Genomic DNA, 22,240 nt, shown 5'->3' on the forward strand with positions numbered 1-22,240 from the left:
TTTTCTTAAAATTAGCAAAAATCTTTATACTTGAGCTAATAAATTCGTTGAAGCGACAAGATAAAAAACTCAGTTGCTCCTCAAATTCTCCCACATTTTTCAGTAATTTGATGTAAACTTGCAATTGATATAGTAAATAAAGACGTTGGATTTTTGTGACTGATAAAACTGTACTATTGGAAAAAAAACTTTCTCAGGCTATCTCTGCAAGAAAAGCGCTTGAAGAAGCGAAAAAGACGCAGGTTTCGATGTTATCTGACTTTGCGACGCGTTTATCTTTCAGTTGTAGAGGCCAAGATGTCGCACTAGACAATCAACTCGCCAAGTTCAGGAGTGCGTTGAACAAGGGCATGGAAATTGAGCAGATCACCCCACTCATTGAAACAGCCATAGTACAACTAAAACAACAAGAAGCTGTTTACGAAACTAATGAGCGAGCACTTACAACACACATTCAGACTGCAGGTAAACAATTACAAAAACTCAAAGGTCTACCTGATGACACCCGCCGCAAACTTCGTCATGTGCTCGACCATGAGCTTGCTGATGTTAAATCTGTTGCGGAATTTGTACCACTACTTGAAAAGATTTTGCAATTTTATATGCAAACCCTTCAAGCAAAAGCAGCCCCAGAATTTAATGCTTCACAAAGCAACCCTGAACTAGCAATTGAACTTCTCTCTTTGACCAATGAGTTGGTATTCGAAGAAGATGTCTCTGAGCAAATCAAACAAATAAAGCAAAGCCTCTCATCCGATGATACGGTGGACTCTTTGTTAGATAACGCAGTCAGTATTATCCGCATATTTGCCAAGTCAATTGCTCGTGAGCGGCAATCGGCACAAGGCTTTTTAGTTTCTTTAAACCAAACTCTCGAAGAGCTCCACAAGTCTATTGTTGAGACAACGAGTCAATCAAAATCAGTAAACCAAGAAGTCTCTGCCTTAAATAAACGCATCGAAGACAAAATCGCCACGTTAAATACTCAAACACAACAAGCAACATCAATCACAGAGCTAAAACAACTTGTTGATAACGAGCTTAAAGAGCTGAGTAAAGACTTAATTGAGCGAGAGAGTATCGAGCGCCGTGACAAAGAAGTACTACTGCAAAGCTTTGATAAAATTAATGACCGCATAAACTTGCTTGAAACCAAGGTCACTAATTATAAAAAGCGTCTCAACGAGCAGAAGTTTAAAAGTTTACTCGATGGACTTACTAAGTTACCTAATCGTGCCGCATTTGATGATAGATATAATCAAGAATTTCATTTGTTCGAAGTTCACAGTAGTGACGTGACGCTCGTCGTCATAGATGTAGATCATTTCAAGTCAATTAATGATAAATATGGTCATAGCGCCGGTGATAAAACCTTGCAAGTAATTGCAAGGGCACTTAAAAAGTCTATTAGAAAAGCTGACTTTATTGCCCGCTACGGTGGTGAAGAGTTTGTTCTATTGATGCCGGGCATGCCACTGAGCTCGGCACAAAGTCCACTGGAGAAAATACGTAACACGGTGAAAGCTATTCCCTTTAAATTTAAAGAAAAAGAAGTACAGATAACAATTTCACTAGGTGCAACACAGCTTAAAAAAGGTGATACAACGCTATCGGCATTTGACCGTGCAGACAACGCCTTGTATGACGCAAAAAACTCAGGTAGAGATAAACTTTGCATTAGAGAATAACATGGAGAATGCCTATGCATGTACAGCTAAACCCCACTGGAGTTCTTAATTTACTATCACAACTAGAAGTCGACTTATTACAACAGTCATCCACTTTTGAAAGGTATCAATTATTTAGAAACTGCGTTTTAGCTGTTCTCAACGTAGGAAGCCACACAGACTCAAGCTATGAAATATATCGCAAGTTTGAGGATTTTAATGTCAAATTGGTTGCGCGCGAGCGCGGCATAAAAATAGAGTTAACAAACCCGCCTGAGTCTGCTTTTGTTGATGGCAAAATTATCAACGGGATCCACGAACACATATTCTCTGTTATTCGCGACATTTTATTCATTTGTCAACGACACCAAGATAGCCTGATTGACCCTAAAGAAATTACCCACATGGTATTTGACATGTTGCGAAATGCAGATGCCTTAGAGGTCAATACAGATCCTAATATGGTGGTATGCTGGGGTGGTCATTCAATTAACGAGCAAGAATATAAATACACCAAAGAAGTAGGCTATCAACTAGGCCTGAGAGGATTAAATATCTGCACAGGTTGTGGGCCAGGCGCAATGAAGGGGCCTATGAAAGGCGCTACAATTGGGCATGCTAAACAACGTATCACCAACAACCGATATTTGGGCCTGACAGAACCCAGTATCATCGCAGCTGAACCACCAAACCCAATCGTCAATGAATTGGTCATATTACCCGATATTGAAAAAAGACTTGAAGCGTTCGTTAGAACTGCACATGCCATTATTATTTTCCCTGGTGGCGCGGGTACATCAGAAGAGCTGCTGTATTTACTAGGGATCTTGCTCCACCCAGAAAATAAAAAGCAAGTGTTGCCAGTGATCTTAACGGGCCCCTCCTCTAGCGCGGCTTATTTTGACGAAATTGCAAAATTTGTTGAAAAAACTCTGGGTAAAGAAGCACTCGATAAATTTGAAATCATCATTGATGACCCTGAACGTGTAGCAAAATACATCAAATCAGAAATGCCCAATGTGAGAGAGTACAGAAAGTCGGAAGGTGATGCTTACTATTTTAACTGGACACTTAAAATTGAAGAGCCTTTTCAAATGCCTTTCGAACCAACGCATGAGAACATGGCTTCACTCAACTTACACCTAAATCAGCCCAAGGAAATACTTGCAGCAAATCTAAGACGCGCTTTTTCAGGGATCGTTGCGGGGAATGTTAAGGACAACGGTGTAAAAGCCATTAAACAACATGGCCCTTATATTCTGTCTGGTGATAAATCACTTATGACAGATATGGATAGGCTGCTACAAGCTTTTGTTAGTCAAGGCCGAATGAAATTGCCTGGTAGCAAATACGAACCCTGTTATAAAATTCAGGCTTAGTTACAGCACACCTGTCAACTCAGTAAACAAAACCAATATGGGGCGATGAACTCTCATTTCCCCTCTGTTATAATCCCCACACCAGCAACTTATTGTTAATTAAATTATATTTATGGCTCACTTACTTCTGATTGACGCACTGAACCTAATTCGTCGTATTTATGCTGTTGATTGCGAACAATCTGGGCTGACAGATGAGCAAATCATTAAAAGCTGTACCCAACGGGTAAAAAATGCGACCCGAAAATTACTAAAAGCATCTCAAGCAAGCCACGCCATTGCCGTGTTTGATGGTGACAGAAGCTGGCGATATCATCTTTACCCACAGTACAAAGCAACTAGAAAGCCCATGCCTAGCGAACTAAAAACAAGTTTAGAAACGGTTGCAACAGGGTTTACCGAACACAATGTCAAAGCTTACTTTCCTTTGCAGGATGAAGCAGATGATATTCTTGCTACTTTGGCATTTAAAGCGGCAAGCCATGGCGTTAGCTCTACCATAGTGTCGACTGATAAAGGATTTTTACCTTTAATCAGTGAACATATCAGTGTTTACGACTATTTTAAGCAGCAAACCATCAATGCAGACGATGTACAGAAAAAGTTTTCTATAGATAAAAATAAACTTCATGATTTTTGGGGCCTAATGGGTGATAAGACCAATGATATTCCTGGCGTCAAAGGGGTTGGAAAAAAGACAGCTATCGATGTATTGAGTGAATTTGGTTCCGTTGAAAACGCGCTTGAAAGCCAAAACCTTAATGCCACTGCGAGAAAGAAAATTGAGTCTGATATCGATAACTTTATATTAAGCAAATCACTTGTGGCACTTAGAACGGATATTGAGGTTGGCTTTACTTTAAAAGAACTTAGACTGTAGTTGTTGCGTTAAACTCAAATTACTTGTTATAGATACATGCTTCAGATAACCTTAGCGTGCTGTATTCAGGTGACTTAAATGATAAAAAAAGTTCTACAATATATATTTCTCGGCCTCGCCGTGTACGCGGGCATTGTCTATCTTGTTATCAACTTTTATAAAGATGACCCAAGAGCCATGCTTTGGAAAGATAGAGAAGCATTCAATAAAAGGTTTATCAGTAAACTTAGGCCTGACACAAAAATGAACTTAGAGGCCGTGTTAGATAATTTAGGAAGCCCAGACCTTACTTATGTGAAGTCTGACGACGAAACCGTATTTCAAATTGTGTATTACAGAACACAACTAATGAAGCCTGATGGCATTACTACTCAAGATGAGTGCACCGGTTTGCTGTTTAAAAATGGTCAACTTATTTTATGGGGTGCAGGTGCCATAGTAGCTTACGAGAAAGCGCTCACCAATGACGAATAATAAAGACGTATCTAAACAACTGTTTGAACTGGTAAACAAAACTGAGCAAATACTGAGGCTATACTATAACAAGCAAAAATGGCCAAGTATTTTCCCAACCCTTGCAGAGTTAGCACAGCTATATACCGAAACATATCAGCACAGCCCAAATGCACTTCATAGCTACCTATCGTTACACTTTAAGCAATTATCTCCAACTACTAATCTTGTCGTTAAGAAATGCATACTAGTTTGTATGATTGCGCAAGGACATGGCTACTCCCATAAAATCCGCCAAGAGCTCCTTGTGGCCTGCTTGGCCAGTTTCTTATGTGTCAAGAATGAGAGTGATAAGCTACTTAGTGGTCAATCATTAACAGAACAGGGAAAGAAGATATGGAAAGTCAGGTATCAACTTGCTGTAAAAGTGCTGGAGCATGGCGGTTCCATCAATAAGCAAGCGGCAAGAATAATGTCTAGGTTACATCCGTACTGTGAAACATTAAAGAGCAAACTCAATACACCTTTGTATGACAACATCACCTTAATTGTGGCCATAGCGCAAATTATTGCAACGTCACTAATAAAAAAATCCACGCCCAACGTATTGGCTCAAGCGGTTAAAAAGCTGTATTTGGCAAGCCAAGATGAGTTCACTCGCGATACATTAAACAAATTAGCCACTCAGTTTAGTTACTTCCCTGTCGGCTGCTCGACTCAGTATCGTGGGCAAACAGCGCTTTTATTGCAAGTAAATGGCAAGAATCAAATAATTTGCACTTTTAAAGATAAAAAAATAGATCGACTAGTTAAAACACAGCACCCTCTAAGACTAGTGTTCAGACCGTTTAGTACTGCTGACAAACACCTGATATTTAAAGTGTGGGGTCACATAGAGCCACAAATACTAGAAGCTGATAATGATGCATTTGAACCTACGTATTCAGTAATAGACAAGCTCGGCAAAAATAGTTTTAGTAGCTTTAGAGCGATAGAAAAAACCATTGCGCCCTTTCCATATATTGAACAAGCGCTTCAGCAAGCTGCCAAACAATATAATCGCGAATCGCAAAAAGGCGCAAACACACGACATTGCTTAACGATGGTTGGGCTTAACACCGCCAGCTTACTATGCCAACGCGTGCTCATAGAGCAGGTTATTTCTCAATTAAAGCACCCTTTTGCTTTGGATATTTGGCATAAGTACCAACAACTCGCTCTGATCCTCGCGACATTGACAAAGCAAGCCAATGGACAAGACTATGAAAGTGTTCTTTCTCCAATTAGTGCTGTTATTGCTTTTATGCTCAAACACCATGATATAGACATTAAACGCTTTACCTGTGTTAGTGAACAAAGTGATGATAACACGCCATATTCTCTAGCAAGACTATTTGGCTTCTTAGAATTCAACTCCGCCAAATTAAACGAGTACTTTACTCACCATTTTGATAACAGCGCCCCCCATAACGCATTTATGCAATCAGAAAAAGAAAAACATAATGCATTAAGTGAAGAAGCTAAGACATTTGTCGCTATAAAGGTACTCGCTATGCAATGGAGCAGCGCATATTTTGAGCCCACTAGCTGGCAACGCCTTGTTTTAGAAAATCAAATAAGTATGTTTGGTTGGCGTGATGAGGCACAGTTGAACGATGCAATACTCGAGCTATCTTTATACAGTGTGATTGAATAATATTTATTCTATAAATATAGAATATAACAAACATAAATAATATTTATGCCTTTTTATCATTCCTTGCTGGAATATCTATGAATAAATTGCTATAAAACGCGCTTAATTTTTCAAGCGAACACACACTTTTTATTTGATTGACTACAATAAACAAGTCCTTCTTTTATGTGTGTACAATTTATTTTGATAAAGGAAAACTAAATGGCTAAGCAAACAGTTACCGTTATTCGTGGCGATGGTATCGGTCCAAGCATCATCGACTCAGCGATTGAAATTTTAAACGCAGCAGGCTGTGACTTCGAATACGAATATGTTGACGCAGGTCTTGCAGCGCTAGAAAAAACAGGTGAACTTCTTCCACCTGAAACCCTAGAAGCAATTGAGCGCAACAAGCTTACATTAAAAGGTCCTTTAACAACGCCTGTAGGTGAAGGTTTCACATCTATCAATGTAACTTTACGTAAGCAATTTGGCTTATATGCAAACGTACGCCCAGTGAAATCTTTCGAAGGCACGCAAGCGCGTTACGACAACATTGACATCATTACAGTACGTGAAAACACGCAAGGTATGTATTCTGGCCTAGGCCAAGTAACATCTGAAGATGGTACTGAAGCTGAAGCAATGTCTAAAATTACACGTGAAGGTGCAGAAAAGATTGTTACTTTCGCATACGAGCTTGCACAGCGCGAAGGTCGTAAAAAGGTAACTGCTGTTCATAAAGCAAACATCTTAAAATCAACGTCAGGCCTATTCCTTAAAGTTGCACGTGAAGTGGGTGAGCGTTTCCCTGACATCGAGTCTGCAGAAATGATCGTTGATGCAACTTGTATGAAACTAGTTATGAATCCAGATGAGTTTGACGTTGTAGTGACAACTAACCTATTTGGTGACATCATCTCTGACCTATGTGCGGGTCTAGTTGGTGGCTTAGGCATGGCTCCGGGCGCAAACATTGGTGAGAATGCGGCAATCTTCGAAGCGGTACACGGTAGTGCTCCTGACATCGCGGGTAAAAACCTTGCAAACCCAACATCAGTTATCCTAGCGTCTATTCAGATGCTAGAGTACTTGGATATGGGTGACACAGCTGAGCGTATTCGCAGCGCTGTTGCAGATGTGATCAAATCAGGCGATCGCACAACTCGTGACCTTGGTGGAAACCACGGAACAACAGACTTTACACAAGCTGTAATTGAGCGTCTATAATAACGCACCCCAATAAGATAGCGCACTTTGCGCTATCTTTTAAACAACTACCCACTATTACGTCTTCCTATCCCTCTATTCAAATTAATACGATTAGCACATATTCTTAACTAATTGTGAGATAAGCCATTTCTCCATAAATACATATCCAACTATTGCGTTTTCAGAACTAGAAAACACAATAAATTATGCGCATTTTTTGGTTTTTATAAACTGAAACACTACCTTTCAAATTTATCAACACGAAAAAGGGCTATATTATGCAAACGAAAGCCCCATCCCCTTGACATAAACATCGATTGCCCTTTAAATAAACAGTGTTTAAATAATTTAGTAGATTTGAAATGACTTTAGTTAAGCTTGTACAAATGGTTCTCGTGGTGGTCTTAGTATTAAGTCCATAGGGGCCTGTGTGAGTATACGCTTTCATCGACCCCGCAAAATGCGGGGTTTTTTTATGCCAAGATTTGGCTTGGCTGAGGAATGAGGTAATGAATGAGCAATTTAATGGCTCCGAGTTAGTTGTAAAGGCGCTAAAAGATTTAGAGGTAGAATTCATATTTGGCTATCCAGGCGGATCTGTATTGGACTTATATGATGCATTATTCGAGCAAAGCGATGTTGAACATATTCTGGTACGCCACGAACAAGCTGCCACACATATGGCTGATGGGTACTCACGTGCTACCGGAAAAACAGGCGTAGTTTTGGCAACCTCAGGACCAGGAGCGACAAACTGCATAACAGGTATTGCAACAGCTTACATGGACTCCATCCCCATGGTTGTTTTATCAGGCCAAGTTCCCTCTAGTTTAATCGGTGATGATGCGTTTCAAGAAACAGATATTGTTGGCTGCTCAAGACCAATCGTAAAGCACAGTTTTAACTGTCGAAACGCAGAAGAAATTCCCGCGATCTTATCTAAAGCGTTTTACTTAGCCAGTACCGGGCGACCTGGGCCTGTAGTCGTTGAGCTACCAAAAGACGTATTAAATCCTCAAATAAAATTCAACTATGTAATGCCTCAACAGTTGGATATGAGGACTTACAACCCGAGCAAAAAAGGCCATACGAAACAAATTAAGAAGGCTGTTGAAACAATTTTACAAGCTAAAAAACTGGTCATTTATTCTGGTGGTGGGATCATCCTATCAGATACATCAGATAAGCTGACTGAACTTGTTGAAAAGCTTAACGCGCCTATTACAAATACACTAATGGGGTTAGGGGGAATAAGCGGAAATCATCCAAACTTTATCGGTATGTTAGGCATGCATGGCTCTTTAGAAGCCAACAAAGCAATGGCCAATGCAGATACCATTTTAGCTTTAGGAGCAAGATTTGATGACCGAGTAACAAATAATGTTGAAAAGTTTTGCCCTAACGCCAAAATTGTTCATGTGGACGTAGATCCAACATCTATCTCAAAAACTATTCAGGCGCATATTCCAGTCGTGGGGTGTTTGGACACAGTTTTAACTCAGCTTCTGGAGGGCATAGATCAGAGTAGCATGACCATAGACCGAAGCGCTCAAGAAGCATGGTGGCAAGATATTACATTATGGCGTGAAATGAAGTGCTTAGACTTTGAAACCGAGGAAGATAAAATTAAGCCTCAAACCGTTATCCAAAAACTTCATGCGATCACAAATGGTGATGCATACATCACTTCAGATGTTGGGCAACACCAAATGTTTGCAGCGCAATATTACCCGTTTAAAAACCCTCGTCAGTGGATCAATTCTGGCGGTCTCGGCACCATGGGCTTCGGTCTACCTGCTGCAATGGGTGTCAAAGTCGCTTTCCCACAAGATGAAGTGGTATGCGTCACGGGTGATGGCTCTATTCAAATGAACATCCAAGAGTTATCAACTTGCTTGCAATATGGTTTAAACGTAAAAGTTGTCTCGCTCAATAACCGCTCTTTAGGCATGGTAAGACAGTGGCAAGATATGCTTTACGATGGCCGCCATTCAAGTTCTTACATGGAATCCTTACCAGACTTTGTGACTTTAGCTCAAAGCTATGGCCATATTGGGATCCGCGTTGATCATCCAGATGAGCTCGATGGTGCATTAGAAAAAGCATTCTCGATTAAAGATCGCTTGGTATTTTTAGACATTCGTGTGGATGAAAGTGAGCATGTATATCCAATGCAAATTAAGCATGGTGCAGTTGATGAAATGTGGTTGAAAAAAGGGGTGAAAGCATAATGCGACGTATATTAGCAATCTTATTGGAAAACGAGCCAGGTGCCCTATCCAGAATAGTTGGTCTTTTCTCTCAAAGAGCATACAACATAGATAGCTTGACCGTTGGTACAACTGATGACAAAACGCTCTCTCGAATCACTATCACAACGCATGGAGATGATAGAGTGGTCGAACAAATCACAAAGCAAGTTAATAAACTGGTGGATGTACTTAAAGTATTCGACTTAACAGAAATCAATCACATCGAACGTGAACTTTTAATGGTTAAGGTATTCACCAGGAACGAAGCAATGAGAGCCGCTGTAACACGTGTGAGTGACGTTTTCGGTGCAACCATTGTAGATATGGGAAAGCAAAGCTATACGCTTCAGCTAGCCAGTAGTACCGATAAAATCGAGAGCTTTTTAGATATGTTACGCCACGAAAGCGACTTAATTGAACTTGTCAGATCGGGTGCCGTTGGTATTGGCAGAGGTGACAAGGCACTTAAGAGCTAAGGAAACATTGCTTCGTTTTAGTGCGGGCCACTGCGCCCGTGATAACGACGCAAGTCTTGATTGGAATTTATACTAAATGTATACGCCAAATATGAGCGGTATTTAAACTAAAAAAAGAGCCATTGGGCTCTTTTTTAGTGTTGGCTTCAAGAGCAACTCAAAGCCGAATGATTCATTGGTTTACTATAGGTTAACCTGATCTTTTAAGCCTTTGCCCGCTTTGAAGCTTGGGATGTTTGCTGCTGGGATTTGGATCTCAGCGCCAGTTTGTGGGTTACGACCAGTACGTGCCGCGCGCTCTTTCACAGAGAAAGTACCAAAACCAACTAGTGCTACTGAGTCGCCTTCTTTTAGAGCTTCAGTTACAGCACTAGTTAAAGCGTCTAATGCACGGCCAGCTGCCGTCTTAGAGATATCAGCGTCGTTCGCGATCTTTTCAACTAGTTGAGCTTTGTTCATTTTAAAATTCCTATATTTTTTTATTTTCTGCCGGAGCAAATTCTATGTTTATTCATTTTAACCATGAGTGCAAGCCAAAATTCAACTATATTCGAAATTAATCAAACAAATTGTGCTTGTACCGCATATATTTAGCTAAAAAGGGAACTATTTAGCTCAATACCTCGCCATTGCGTCTGATATGAGATTGAGCATCTAACCAACGCAAACATTCAAAACCGACAAACCATATTGCTCCATACACAATCCAGAAAATCCAAAGTGGTTCTAAAGTAGACAAAACACCAGCCTTAGAGCCCGCGTAATAACTTCCAGGCGTGCACAGCCAAACTATGGGTGCCCTATATTTTAATGGTAAGTGAAAAAGCTTATTTAGAGATTCTCTAAACGAAAACAATAGCGCCAGCCACAATAGTAAAAGCCATAATGGGATGACGGCAGGACCATAATCGATAACCCCTACAGTGACGGCGACCAACTCAATGGCCATGCCGACGGATATACCTACTAACACAAACTTTACATCTCTAGACTTAGCAGGACTGAGTGCAAACATTAATGCTATTGTAGTGAGCACGACAAGTAGAGACTCTTCTTTTAAGAAAAAGACGGCAAACCAAGCTAGCTGAAATAAAACAAAATTAGTAACGACAGAATACTTTTTCATCATCACTCACAAACCTTGGTTTTCTTGCTACTAAGTGCACTGCACTTGTCGCTCTTTGCTTAAAACCGCCCTCGCAATAACACAAATAAAACTCCCAAAGTCTGTAAAAACGCTGATCAAACTTTTGATTGTCTAAAGACGGCCACGCCTTATCAAAACGCTCCCGCCAATCAAACAACGTTTTAGCGTAATGTAAGCCGATATCTTTTATAGAATGAACGACCAAATCAGTACTATTGCAAATTTGTTTGCTCATTTCAGTGATCGAAGGTAAACACCCACCTGGAAAAATATATTGCTGAATAAAATCAGAGTTCTTCAAATAATGATGATAACGCTGACAAGCAATCGTGATAGCCTGTATCAGCATAATGCCATCTGGTTTAAGTAAACTACTGCATTTTTCAAAAAAGCCTGATAAGTACTCATGGCCTACAGCTTCAATCATTTCGATTGACACAAGCTTGTCAAATTTACCATTAAGCTCTCTGTAGTCATCTTTTAATAGCGTAATTTGCCCTTCTAACCCCAACTCAGCAATTTTCTCACTGACATAGGCATGCTGTTCTTCAGAAATTGTCGTCGTCGTCACCTTACAACCATAATGTTGCGCAGCATAAATCGCAAAAGCACCCCACCCGGTTCCAATTTCAATTACGTGATCACTTTTTTGTAAGTCTACTTGCTCGCATATTTCTTTAAGTTTGTGCTGCTGAGCCTGCTCTAAGGACGCATCATGAGTCGGATATACAGCGCTTGAATAAAGCATTTCTTCACTCAAAAATGAACTATATAAATCATTTCCCAAATCATAATGAGCAACTATGTTTTTCTTTGAACCTGATTTTGTATTACGGTTTTTAAAGTGTGAGACTTTATTAAACAAGCCAGAGATTAGTGCGAATTTTTTTTCAAAGGCATCTAGAACATCCTGATTGACTACAAAAATCTCTATTAACTTAGTTAAATCAGAACAGCTCCAATGACCGAGTATATAAGATTCGCCAGCACCAACGCTGCCACCCAGTGCAAATTTATTATACATTTGATTCGACTGAACATGTATAACGGTACTGTCGTCGCTACTTTGGTCGCCAAAAGAGAATTCTTGTCCACCATCGATTAATTTTATATGTCCCCAAGTGATTTGATCAAACGCTTTTAAAACCAAGGTTCTGCACATCTTTGTTAAAAAGCTGTCACTGCTCTCACTATTATAGGATTGTGTCGTTTTTTCCATCTTACAAACTTCCAGGATGACTGATAAAAGGAACTCGCTTCAAAAAAAGCTTTAACGCTTGCCAATAAATGCCCTTAAGTATTGAAAAGGTCATCGCCGGGAACTGCTTTAATAAATTACTAATAGAATGCTTTTCTAACGGCACTCTACGCAGCCTTAAAGTCGCGTCAAATAAGAGTTCACGCTCTTTTTTGTTCTCAATATGGACAAAGGCATGTTGCGCTGGAGCTTTGATATGCCAATGATATTCCATATCTAAATTCATGAAAGGTGATACGTGAAAGGTCTTTTCAAAGTTCACTTTTTTTCCAAGAGGCACGAGGTAATAGTGTCTCTCATTCCATGGAGTGTTACTGACTTCGGCCAACATGTGAGTATATTCGCCATCTTCCTTGGAAAAAAAATAAAAGTTAACTGGGCTAAAATAATACCCAAAACATCGGCACTGCCCCATTAAATAAACTTTACTGTCAGATGCATCCACACCTAACGCCAAACTTTTATCTAATGCACGTTGCTTCAAACTACCAGCAGACCCATCTAAATAATCAGCCTGTTCAAAACGTAGTAGCTTTTTCCCCTTGGTGCCAAATAAAGGATGAATATCATCGAGCTGATTTAATTCATCCAAATCTATACACATCATATACATAGGATATCTGAAGTTATGTTCAGAAACGGCAAAGCGACGATGCCTAACATCTCCTAAATAGATGGCGCTATTCAAAATGCCACTCCCAGCTTTTTGGCAACGTCAACTGCGCTACGAACACCATCTTCATGGAAGCCATTAAACCAATAAGCACCGCAAAAATAAGTACGATTTACACCATCTACTTCAGATTTTCTTTTTTGCGCACGAATACTTTGTGTATTGAATACCGGATGATAATAAGTAAACTTTTGTATTACTTTCCCTTGGTCAATCTGACTATCATTGTTCAGCGTCACGCAGTACTGATGTGAGGATGATAGCCCTTGGAGAATATTCATCTGATAAGTCACACTAGCAGGGCGAGTTTGGCTTTCGTCTAACGCATAATTCCAGCTCGCCCAAGCTGCTCTTCGTTTGGGTAGAAGTGACACGTCAGTGTGCAGCACAACGCTATTTGGCGTATACGGGATTGCACCAAGCACCTCACGTTCAATCTCACTGGCATCTCCAAGTAGCTTAAGGGCTTGATCTGAGTGGCACGCAAATACGACTTCGTCGAATTGCTCTGTATGGCCATCTTGAAAAATGATTTCAACATAGTCATCATTACGAACAACTGATTTTATGTCCGTGTTTAACTTTATTTTATCTTTGTAAGATTGCGTTAACGGACCAATATATTGCTTTGACCCGCCCGGAATAACATACCATTGAGGGCGACCTGCGACATCCAACAGCCCGTGGTTATAAAAAAACTGGATGAAGAACTGTATTTCAAAATCCAACATACCTTTTAAGCTGGTAGACCAAATTGCAGCGCCCATGGGCAAGATATAATGCTTTTTGAAAAAGTCATCAAACCCGTGCGCGTTTAAAAAGTCGCCCAGGTTTGTGTAATTAGAGTAATCGCCGCTGTGATATAAGTCTTTTGATAGCCGATTAAACTTAACAATGCTATACAAAAACCGCCAAAATTTGAGTGACAAAATATTGCGACGTTGCGCAAATAACGAGAAAAAGGTGTGACCGTTATATTCAAAATCTGTATCTGCCGTTTTCACACTAAAACTCATTTGTGTTGGTTTACGCCCAACGCCTATTTGATCAAGCAGCTTTTCAAATAAAGGATAAGTACGGTCATTAAATACGATAAAGCCGGTATCAATGCCTTTTGAGCCCTCAGGTGTGTCCACATCAATAGTAGCGGTGTGACCGCCTAGCCTATCTTCTTTCTCAAATACGGTAATATTGTGTTTTTTATTCAGTAAGTAGGCTGCACTAAGTCCAGAAATCCCAGTTCCTATTATTGCAATATTTTTCAACGTTTTATCCTTTTTGCTAACGGCAGCCACCAGTTAAATGGTAGTAATGAAAATAACTTTAAAAACAAGGTAAAGCGCCTTGGAAAATGCACTTCCTTTTTACGTTTAAATACACCTTGAAATATTCTCTCTGATGCCTGCTCTACAGTGACTAAACAAGGCATAGGGAAATCGTTTTTATTAGTTAACGGTGTTTCTACAAAACCAGGGTGAACCAAAGTCACATCAATGCCTTGAAGTTCAACCTGCATAACACGCGTTAAATAGCTTAATGCCGCTTTTGACGCACCGTAGGCTTGCGCACGGGGCAGCGGCAAAAAGCTCGCGCTAGAACTGACTATTACGAGTTGCCCACCAGGCTTAATTTTCGGGATGAAAGCTTCTAAGCAATACCCTGTCGCTATCAAGTTGGCGTGAATAACTCGTTCAAACAATGCAGAATCAAAGTTATTCGCATCGTCTATATATTCGCAAACCCCTGCATTTAGAATGATTACATCTTGCGCTTCTATTTTGTTGGCAGCATCGAACACTTGCTCTTTATCTGTCATGTCGAACCTTGAAGTGCTGACGCCACTTGATTCAAATTTCGACAGTTTATCTTGGTTTCTTCCACATGCTATTACTTGGGCAGACTGCGCGTAACGATTAACTAAAGCCTCTCCAATTCCAGACGTAGCACCGGTTATTAGTACACTTTTTGCTTCCATACTTAAGACACCGCCCTTTTTTCTAGCGTTTTGATCACGCTACCTAGTAAAGGTATGTTTCGGTAAAGCAAAGCGCCAACATCAAAGTAATCTCTATGGTTTATTACTTTAGAGCCTTTAAAGGTAAGATGGCTATGACCGGCGACTGTGATATTTTTCTTATTATTAAGTTTGCTGTGGGAGAAGTGCATCTCCCAATATAAAAAACCTTTGTTATCTACAACATAGTGTTCTTTTATGTCAAAAGAAATTGAGCTTACATTTGCATACAAGTTTTCAAAATATTTTGTCAGTGCTTCAATTCCTTCGACTTTGTGTAACGGATCTGAAAATACCACACAGTCATCGTAAATGTTTTTTAATAAGTTTAGGTTTTTGTCTGAAAGCTGATTATATATATCTACGAAATTGTTAAGGTGCTGTTCCATTTCTATACCTTAAATGCATCAAGCGCCCTGGCTCTTGCTTCTTTATGTTCAACGATTGGTGCCGTATAACATTGTCTTCCAACAGCGTTAATATAATCATGTGGAAAGTGAATATACTTCGCTGGCACCCATTCTAATTCATGGACATATTTACGAATAAAAGTGCCATCAGGATCAAACTTTTCGCTTTGGGTTATTGGATTAAATATTCTGAAATATGGTTGAGCATCACAACCTGTACTTGCAGCCCACTGCCAGCCGCCATTATTTGCTGCCAAATCACCATCTATCAACTTGCTCATGAAATATGCTTCACCCCTGCGCCAATCAATAAGCAAGTGTTTAGTTAAGAAACTAGCAACAATCATTCGAAGTCGATTATGCATCCAACCGGTTTGGTTTAGCTGGCGCATAGCTGCATCTACAATTGGATAACCAGTATTGCCCTCACACCAAGCCGCAAACGCATTTTCATCATCTAACCATTGTACGGCATTATATTTTTCATTGAAGTTTTTACTTTTGCAAAGTTTAGGAAATATAAACATCAAGTGTCTATAAAACTCTCTCCAAAGCAATTCGTTAATATAAGTAAAAGCTGATATTTTTGTTCTATATAAAACATCGGGTATTCTTTGCTGAATTCTGGCAATTAAGTCAGTAGAAGATATAATCCCTAAAGCCAGATAAGGGCTTAATCCAGATGTACCTTTAATGCTAGGTATATCTCTATATTCACTATATTCGTTTATTTTATCTTCTAAAAACTGTTCAATAACCTGTGAAAGCACTACATCATCTACAGGCCATTTATCAGATAGACCATTTGAAGTTAATAAAGTAGGCATTTGCCAAGGAATAGACTCGCCAACTGGGCGAATAAATTCGCTTATTTTAAATATATATTGCGAGTACTGAGCTAACCATGCTTTTTTAAATGGTGTAAAAACCTTAAACATTTCGCCGCCTTTGGTCACAATACTGCCTGGGGAGCAAAGCACATCCCCATCATATAAGTGCAACTGTGCGCCCAATGATGCACATCTTGTGTCACGGTCTAGCTCATTAATTTCATACTCTCTGTTGGCAAAAATTTGAGTAAAGCTATGCTCATTTATAAACGCTTCAAGCTTACTCGGTAAAACGTCAAAAGACTCTCCATTAATAACATGAAGCTTAATACCCAGCTTTGCTAACTCGTTACCAAGGTAATCTACTCGCCTTTTTACCAAATCAATTTGTATCTCACTGGTATTGTGTAATTGCCATTGTTTTTCACAAACAAAAAACAGCGCCTCAGTGGCGCCGTTGTTAATTGCGTCTTCAAGCGCTTGGTTACCTGATAACCTTAAATCGCGCCTGAACCAAAAAAGTACCTTACTCAAATTGCGAACCTTAATTTTAAATCATGTGGATACGGGTCGAAGTATACCTGCTGTTCCAAATACGACTTTGGGTGGACACGTAAATGATGTTTTAGTAATGTCAAAGGCACATTAAGTGGCACTAGTCCCATTCTGTATTCCTCGATTGCTTCCACCATCTCAGATTTTTCAATACCTGATAACTCGTTTTTAAAATAACCTTGCAAGTGTGCAAGTGTATTTGCTTGCGCTTTTCGACTCGCTGGCTTTTTAAGTGCTGCCATCAACCCTGCTATATATTCGTCAGCTACAAGCATAGATTCTTTCGGATCGCCTTGCGCAAGCAAACGCCCTAGTGTTCGATATGCTGCATAATTGTGGCTCATCAAAAGGTACTTGTGTTTAGCGTGAAACTCAGTCAGCCTGTGTTTATTAACTTCACCTTGCATCAGCTCTTGCCATGATTTATAGACAAATACACGCATTACAAAATTTTCGCGTAAATGAATGTCGTTTAGCCTACCGTTTTCTTCGCATGGTAATAATGGATTGTGGCGCATAATTTCGGCAGCAAACGCACCTATGCCTTCTGCAGTGGCCCCAGTTCCAGTGTCATTGTAAACTTTGACCCTTTCCATGCCACAACTTGGACTTTTTGCGCAAAATACAAACCCTGACAGTTCTTTTGCTTTGGTCTGCGCAATTTTTTTACCATACTCAGTGAGCTTTGGACCAACATCATTAGACCCGTCAGGACGACACACCTTAATCGTGTCGCCAAATCGAACCTGTCTTATGGTTTCTCGGGGGATCGGCATACCTATCGCAACTTCAGGACAAAATTTTACAAATTCCACATGATTACTGAATTCATCCATACAAAAATTAGAACGCTTATGACCTTTGTCGAAACGTACCCTTTCTCCGCCAAGACAGGCGCTTAATCCAATCTGTATAGGTGTCTTAAATTTCATACTCTTCACACTCCCTAATAAATCAGCTTACCAATAGGATTTAGGAGTTTGCTTAAGCCTTTATTAAAGTGCAATGCGTTGTCAACCAAAGTAAAACACAGGCATCCGTCTTTTGTTTTAGGCGTATGATTGTGGCGGCCATCGAGCATGATAAAATCGCCCGGTACGTACTTACCACTTTCATCTTCAAACGTCCCATCTAACAATAATGTTAGCTCAAAACCAGTATGTGTGTGTTCTGGTATTTCCCCACCTGGCTTAATATGTAATAAACTACTGCGCATGGGACCTTCATCAAGTTCAAATCGAGCTCGGGAGACTTTTCCGGCGTTCATAAAGCTGCCCAGTTTTAGCGCGGCTATTGCTCTTGGCAATTGAACAGACCTATCCTGATAGTCAAACATGGTTACTTCATTAGGCACAACCTCAGTTTCGACTTCAAGTGATGTAATATCACTGAGCATTGCATCAAATAACAGATCGTCTTCTGCCAATGACACATCTTTTGTATCACTGTCGACATGCATCTCACTGGTGAAAAACATATCGGCTTGTTTAGCTTCAATTGCTTCAACTTCAGCTCTACATTTATCACAAAGCTCAACGTGCGCGGCTATAGCAACACTTAAACCGACTGGCAGCTCACCAGCTACGTGCTTATGCATTAACTGTTTAGAGGGATGATACCTAATCATGCTGCTCTCCCAACTCTACTTTTAACTTCTTCAACGCTAAGCGCAACCTAGATTTCACCGTACCAACAGGAATACCCAAATGCTGAGCTAACTGCTCTTGAGTCATATCTTCAAAATAGACACCAACAACCACATCTCTTTGTGCTGCTGGTAAGTTTTTAATTTTTTCTTTAAGCTGATTAGTTTGTAAGTGGTCTTTGAAACTTTTTTCACACACTTGTTCGTCATGGAACAGCGGCCAAATCTCTTCGCTTAAGTTATCTTCTCTGTTACTTTTAACTTTTCTGAGCGCATCGAATGAGGCATTCCTCATTATCGTATATACCCACGTAGTTGCTGCGCCTTTATCTTGATGATAGAGCTTGGCTTTTCTCCAAACTGACGTCATGGTGTCTTGTACCAATTCCATCGCCATAGCTTCTGAACCAAATTGCTTTATTCCAAAACGTTTGATTTTAGGGGCAAAATAAGAAAACAAATAAGCGTAAGCTTTTTTATCCGCGTTATTAGCGACATTGACTAATGCTTGAGTTAACTGTTCTGAAGGGGTTTCTTGCATCCCTTGGTTTATACCTTTTTTTGTGCGGCAATCACGCGATTGCTCTAAACTAACCATAATTTAACGCTCTCAGCCAGTAACATATTAGACTATACGTTAGGCTTTAACATCCAGATCACTCTTGTTCATCAAAAACTTCAAACAAAACACCAGCCACAGCTTGATAAGTTTGGCAGCTTTGTATTTTTTGCTTTTGAGTCAGTGTTAAGGGCAACAACTCTAACCATCTGGCCGCAACCCAAATCGGATCCGCGTAATTCTTTTTCTTATATAAATCATTAAGCTCTGCATTAACAACAAACAAATCTCTGAGCAAATCAGCTAAGCGTTCGTGATAGGCAAAGTTTTCACTATCTAGCTCCCATAATGGCTCATCAATTGTATGACACCATCCATGCTTTAAATTCATCTCATCCACTGTCACATCTGTTATCACTACTCTGTGTTTGGCATACACATCTATCAACAGTTGTCCGCCATTGTCTTGAGAGAAATCAACAATTTCCACAAATACCCCTTCTCTGGACACTGCTGTGTCTGAGGCTTTATCACCGTGGCATAACACAAAGCCGCTTTGCTCTCTCATAGCCACTTTGACCATGTGCAAATAGCGAGGCTCAAAAATACGTAACCGTGTGTATCCCTGCGGTAAAATATAAACTGGTAAAGGAAAAAGTGCTCGTTTCATATTGACTTAGTAATGATAATCTCTAAGTCTATTTACGCCAATGTAAAACAAACCGATCAACCCTAATTCTGAATTAATCTTCTATAATTGCCATTTCGTTTGAAATCTTAATACCAAAGATACTTTTTAAGAGATACTCTGCCGTTGAGTGACTCCACCCCTTCAGCTTTTAATTTCAACGCTTGAGAATTAAACTTGTCGCTCTCTACAGGAAATGAAATTTTCCCCTGACTATTTATGACTCTATGCCAAGGCAATGAGCTGTCATTCGGGAGATGTTTTAATAAATAGCCCACAGCACGTGCATGTCTAGGAGCTCCTGCTAGCTTAGCTATTTGGCCATATGTAGCAACATTCCCTTCAGGGATCGCACCTATTAGCGTGTATACTTTTTGCTTGAATTCATCATTCACGATATTGCTTACCTAATTCTTTAAATCCTTCCCACAAATATTGCGCGACAGAACCATGATGCGGTAACTGCCTTCTAAATGCATGAATATCTACTGTAAACTGATCTTGTCTATCAGATACTCTAATTTGCTCAAGTAACCCTTGTTCAAGTTCTTTCTCACAATGATTTAAAGTCACAATCGCAAAACCCAACCCTTGTAGTAAAAACATTTTTATTGTCGCTATATCATCTAGCTTCATCACACTGCGACTTTTTGAATACTCTAAACGGTCACTATCAAACTCAAAACCACTTTCGGTCATTGCCAGACAAGGATATTGGTTGAGCTCTTCAAATGTAAGCCTATTTGGTATCAACCCTTTTTTAGCAACTAACCCAAGCTTTACTTCACCGATGGCCACAGATTCCAAATCACCAGTCGCGTGAAACAAATTAAACCAAGGCCCGACACCAATATCCGACAGGCCTTGATTTACTCTATCTAGTGCTACAAAGCGTTTACCGCTGGTTATTTCAAATGCTGTAGAGGGAAATTGCCTGAATGTACGTTTGATAAGTTCATTACAGCTATAGTCGTAACTCATCGCTTCATAGCAAATATTGAATTTAGGCTCATTTCCTTGCGCAAAATCCGCGGCCATAGACTTTAGGTTCTCGTGATGTTCTATCAGCTTTACCGCTTCTTTGTAAAATCGTTGCCCTTGCTCAGTAAGCTTAATTCTATACTCCTCCCTTGTTACCAAAGGAAAACCCAACTCTGTGCTGAGCCTTTTGAGCGCTTGGGTCACTGCGGGCTGCGTTTTAAATAAGCGCTTGGCAGCATCATTGAGACTTTGGGAATGTGCCACAACATGAAGGACTTCTAAATCCGATAACTTCATAAATTTTATTTATTAAAACCCTAATTATTTATAATTTTTATTTTAGTACTATTTTATATATCCTGCACTACATTATCTTAGGAGTCATATATTTCGGAGTAACTTAAGTGTTTAAACGCGTACTCGTATTATCTTCCGCACTTTTACTTGGCGCATGCCAAGATGAAGTTATCCAATCACCAAAACAGGACTTGGTCAGACCCGTAAAACTACACACGGTCAGTGATCCTGCAGCTGCCACAATTAGGCACTTCCCCGCTGAAGTCGTCGCAAACCAAGGCTCATATCTTGCTTTTAGAGTTAATGGCGAGCTTATCGATTTTCCCATTTTAGCAGGCCAAGAGGTAAAGAAAGGTCAATTACTCGCAAAATTAGATCCTGAAGACTTTGAGCTGCAATTCCAACAACGCAAAGCGCAGTATGAGCTAGCCGCCTTGCAACTTAACCGCATTGAATCACTTTTTAATAAGTCGACTGCAAGTAAAGCTGAGTACGATCAAGCGCTCGCTAATAAGCAAGTTACAGAGTCTGCTTATCGTATTGCACAAACTAATTTACAAAATAGCGAGTTGCGAGCGCCTTTTGATGGCACGGTCGCTAAGGTCTTCGTCAAAAACTTTGAAAATATTGTTGCTAAGCAAAATATCCTTCGATTAGAAACACGCGACAGAATGGACGTCGTCATTCAGGTGCCTGAAAAACTCGTTGCAAGAGTCAACAAAGATTTAGACTACCATCCAACGGTTGTTTTTGATGGCTTTCCCGATAAGTCATATTCTTTAACGATTAAAGAGTGGGACACTCAGGCAGATCCTGTCACTTTAACGTATAAAGTGGTTTTCTCACTGCCAATCCCTGAAGACTTCAATTTGTTTGCGGGTATGACTGGACACGTATACATTGACCCAAGCAAAGTCATGAATTTAAAAAAGGAAACCTTATTAGTTCCGAACGAAGCGGTATTCTCAGCTCAAGATGAGAAAATAGATAACAACCACTATGTGTGGGTTTATAACGCGCAAACGAATACGGTTAATAAACGTCATATCACCTTAGGAGAGATGAGAGAGTCTAGCATTGAAGTACTTGAAGGGCTTCAGGCTGGTGAAATCGTTGTCGCCGCTGGCGTACATCATTTAAAAGAAAATTTAAAAGTTAGACCTTGGACAAAAGAGCGAGGCTTATAATT

At 40.0% G+C, this 22,240-nt stretch carries 23 protein-coding genes; 9 read left to right on the forward strand and 14 right to left on the reverse strand.

The features are described from left to right. The first annotated feature begins 155 nt into the window (after window positions 1–155). The 8 genes from N477_RS15010 (at window position 156) to ilvN (ending at window position 9,994) form a co-directional block, all read left to right on the forward strand. Complete coding sequence (locus tag N477_RS15010; protein WP_063363725.1) at window positions 156–1,688, forward strand: GGDEF domain-containing protein; 1,533 nt, start codon at window positions 156–158, stop codon at window positions 1,686–1,688. A gap of 14 nt (window positions 1,689–1,702) precedes the next feature. After that, complete coding sequence (gene ppnN / locus N477_RS15015; protein ID WP_063363724.1) at window positions 1,703–3,046, forward strand: nucleotide 5'-monophosphate nucleosidase PpnN; 1,344 nt, start codon at window positions 1,703–1,705, stop codon at window positions 3,044–3,046. 112 nt (window positions 3,047–3,158) lie between these two features. Beyond that, complete coding sequence (gene xni, locus N477_RS15020) at window positions 3,159–3,926, forward strand: flap endonuclease Xni (RefSeq protein WP_063363723.1); 768 nt, start codon at window positions 3,159–3,161, stop codon at window positions 3,924–3,926. A gap of 78 nt (window positions 3,927–4,004) precedes the next feature. After that, window positions 4,005–4,400: a DUF3192 domain-containing protein gene (locus N477_RS15025; RefSeq protein ID WP_063363722.1), complete on the forward strand. Its 396-nt coding sequence runs from the start codon at window positions 4,005–4,007 to the stop codon at window positions 4,398–4,400. Continuing rightward, window positions 4,390–6,075, forward strand: a complete 1,686-nt coding sequence (locus N477_RS15030; protein WP_063363721.1) for a hypothetical protein — start codon at window positions 4,390–4,392, stop codon at window positions 6,073–6,075. Before N477_RS15025 ends, N477_RS15030 begins: the two co-directional genes overlap by 11 nt. Window positions 6,076–6,276: 201 nt before the next feature. Then, window positions 6,277–7,284, forward strand: coding sequence for an isocitrate dehydrogenase (locus N477_RS15035; RefSeq protein ID WP_063363720.1), 1,008 nt, complete (start codon window positions 6,277–6,279; stop codon window positions 7,282–7,284). A 491-nt stretch (window positions 7,285–7,775) separates the two neighbouring features. Next, the gene (locus N477_RS15040; RefSeq protein WP_063363719.1) at window positions 7,776–9,497 is read left to right on the forward strand and encodes an acetolactate synthase 3 large subunit; all 1,722 of its coding nucleotides are present in this window, start codon (window positions 7,776–7,778) and stop codon (window positions 9,495–9,497) included. Continuing rightward, window positions 9,497–9,994 carry an acetolactate synthase small subunit gene (gene ilvN, locus N477_RS15045; RefSeq protein ID WP_063363718.1) on the forward strand — a complete coding sequence of 166 codons (498 nt, stop codon included), beginning with the start codon at window positions 9,497–9,499 and terminating at the stop codon, window positions 9,992–9,994. Before N477_RS15040 ends, ilvN begins: the two co-directional genes overlap by 1 nt. A gap of 183 nt (window positions 9,995–10,177) precedes the next feature. On the opposite strand, the gene hupB is transcribed toward ilvN, so the two are convergent. The 14 genes from hupB to N477_RS15115 form a co-directional block, all read right to left on the reverse strand. After that, entirely contained in the window at window positions 10,178–10,453 is a 276-nt protein-coding gene (gene hupB / locus N477_RS15050) for a nucleoid-associated protein HU-beta (protein ID WP_023397797.1), read from the reverse strand. 151 nt (window positions 10,454–10,604) lie between these two features. Then, entirely contained in the window at window positions 10,605–11,123 is a 519-nt protein-coding gene (locus tag N477_RS15055) for a DUF2878 domain-containing protein (RefSeq protein WP_063363717.1), read from the reverse strand. Beyond that, a complete protein-coding gene (locus N477_RS15060; RefSeq protein WP_063363716.1) occupies window positions 11,095–12,360 on the reverse strand; it encodes an SAM-dependent methyltransferase in 1,266 nt (421 codons plus the stop codon). Before N477_RS15060 ends, N477_RS15055 begins: the two co-directional genes overlap by 29 nt. A 1-nt stretch (window position 12,361) precedes the next feature. Further along, complete coding sequence (locus tag N477_RS15065; protein WP_063363715.1) at window positions 12,362–13,087, reverse strand: DUF1365 domain-containing protein; 726 nt, start codon at window positions 13,085–13,087, stop codon at window positions 12,362–12,364. Beyond that, entirely contained in the window at window positions 13,084–14,337 is a 1,254-nt protein-coding gene (locus tag N477_RS15070) for an NAD(P)/FAD-dependent oxidoreductase (RefSeq protein WP_063363714.1), read from the reverse strand. Before N477_RS15070 ends, N477_RS15065 begins: the two co-directional genes overlap by 4 nt. Beyond that, window positions 14,334–15,047: an SDR family NAD(P)-dependent oxidoreductase gene (locus tag N477_RS15075; protein WP_063363713.1), complete on the reverse strand. Its 714-nt coding sequence runs from the start codon at window positions 15,045–15,047 to the stop codon at window positions 14,334–14,336. The genes N477_RS15070 and N477_RS15075 overlap by 4 nt, the downstream gene beginning before the upstream one ends. A gap of 2 nt (window positions 15,048–15,049) precedes the next feature. Next, the gene (locus tag N477_RS15080) at window positions 15,050–15,475 is read right to left on the reverse strand and encodes a nuclear transport factor 2 family protein (RefSeq protein WP_247686794.1); all 426 of its coding nucleotides are present in this window, start codon (window positions 15,473–15,475) and stop codon (window positions 15,050–15,052) included. Window positions 15,476–15,477: 2 nt separating this feature from the next. Further along, window positions 15,478–16,860 (reverse strand): deoxyribodipyrimidine photo-lyase, encoded by a 1,383-nt coding sequence (gene phrB / locus N477_RS15085; protein WP_063363711.1) that lies wholly within the window; start codon window positions 16,858–16,860, stop codon window positions 15,478–15,480. Then, window positions 16,857–17,813, reverse strand: coding sequence for a YbgA family protein (locus tag N477_RS15090; RefSeq protein ID WP_063363710.1), 957 nt, complete (start codon window positions 17,811–17,813; stop codon window positions 16,857–16,859). Before N477_RS15090 ends, phrB begins: the two co-directional genes overlap by 4 nt. A gap of 14 nt (window positions 17,814–17,827) precedes the next feature. Then, complete coding sequence (locus N477_RS15095) at window positions 17,828–18,508, reverse strand: ChrR family anti-sigma-E factor (RefSeq protein ID WP_063363709.1); 681 nt, start codon at window positions 18,506–18,508, stop codon at window positions 17,828–17,830. Next, entirely contained in the window at window positions 18,501–19,124 is a 624-nt protein-coding gene (locus N477_RS15100) for a sigma-70 family RNA polymerase sigma factor (protein ID WP_063363708.1), read from the reverse strand. Before N477_RS15100 ends, N477_RS15095 begins: the two co-directional genes overlap by 8 nt. 58 nt (window positions 19,125–19,182) lie before the next feature. Further along, the gene (locus N477_RS15105) at window positions 19,183–19,755 is read right to left on the reverse strand and encodes an LON peptidase substrate-binding domain-containing protein (protein ID WP_063363707.1); all 573 of its coding nucleotides are present in this window, start codon (window positions 19,753–19,755) and stop codon (window positions 19,183–19,185) included. A gap of 107 nt (window positions 19,756–19,862) precedes the next feature. Further along, window positions 19,863–20,168 (reverse strand): MGMT family protein, encoded by a 306-nt coding sequence (locus N477_RS15110; RefSeq protein WP_063363706.1) that lies wholly within the window; start codon window positions 20,166–20,168, stop codon window positions 19,863–19,865. Then, window positions 20,161–21,051 (reverse strand): LysR family transcriptional regulator, encoded by an 891-nt coding sequence (locus N477_RS15115; protein ID WP_063363705.1) that lies wholly within the window; start codon window positions 21,049–21,051, stop codon window positions 20,161–20,163. Before N477_RS15115 ends, N477_RS15110 begins: the two co-directional genes overlap by 8 nt. Before the next feature lie 107 nt (window positions 21,052–21,158). On the opposite strand from N477_RS15115, the gene N477_RS15120 reads away from it, so the two are divergent. Next, entirely contained in the window at window positions 21,159–22,238 is a 1,080-nt protein-coding gene (locus N477_RS15120) for an efflux RND transporter periplasmic adaptor subunit (protein ID WP_063363704.1), read from the forward strand. Window positions 22,239–22,240 lie beyond the last annotated feature (2 nt).

The sequence above is a fragment of the Pseudoalteromonas luteoviolacea H33-S genome (genome assembly GCF_001625695.1).
Taxonomy (GTDB): Bacteria; Pseudomonadota; Gammaproteobacteria; order Enterobacterales; family Alteromonadaceae; genus Pseudoalteromonas; species Pseudoalteromonas luteoviolacea_B.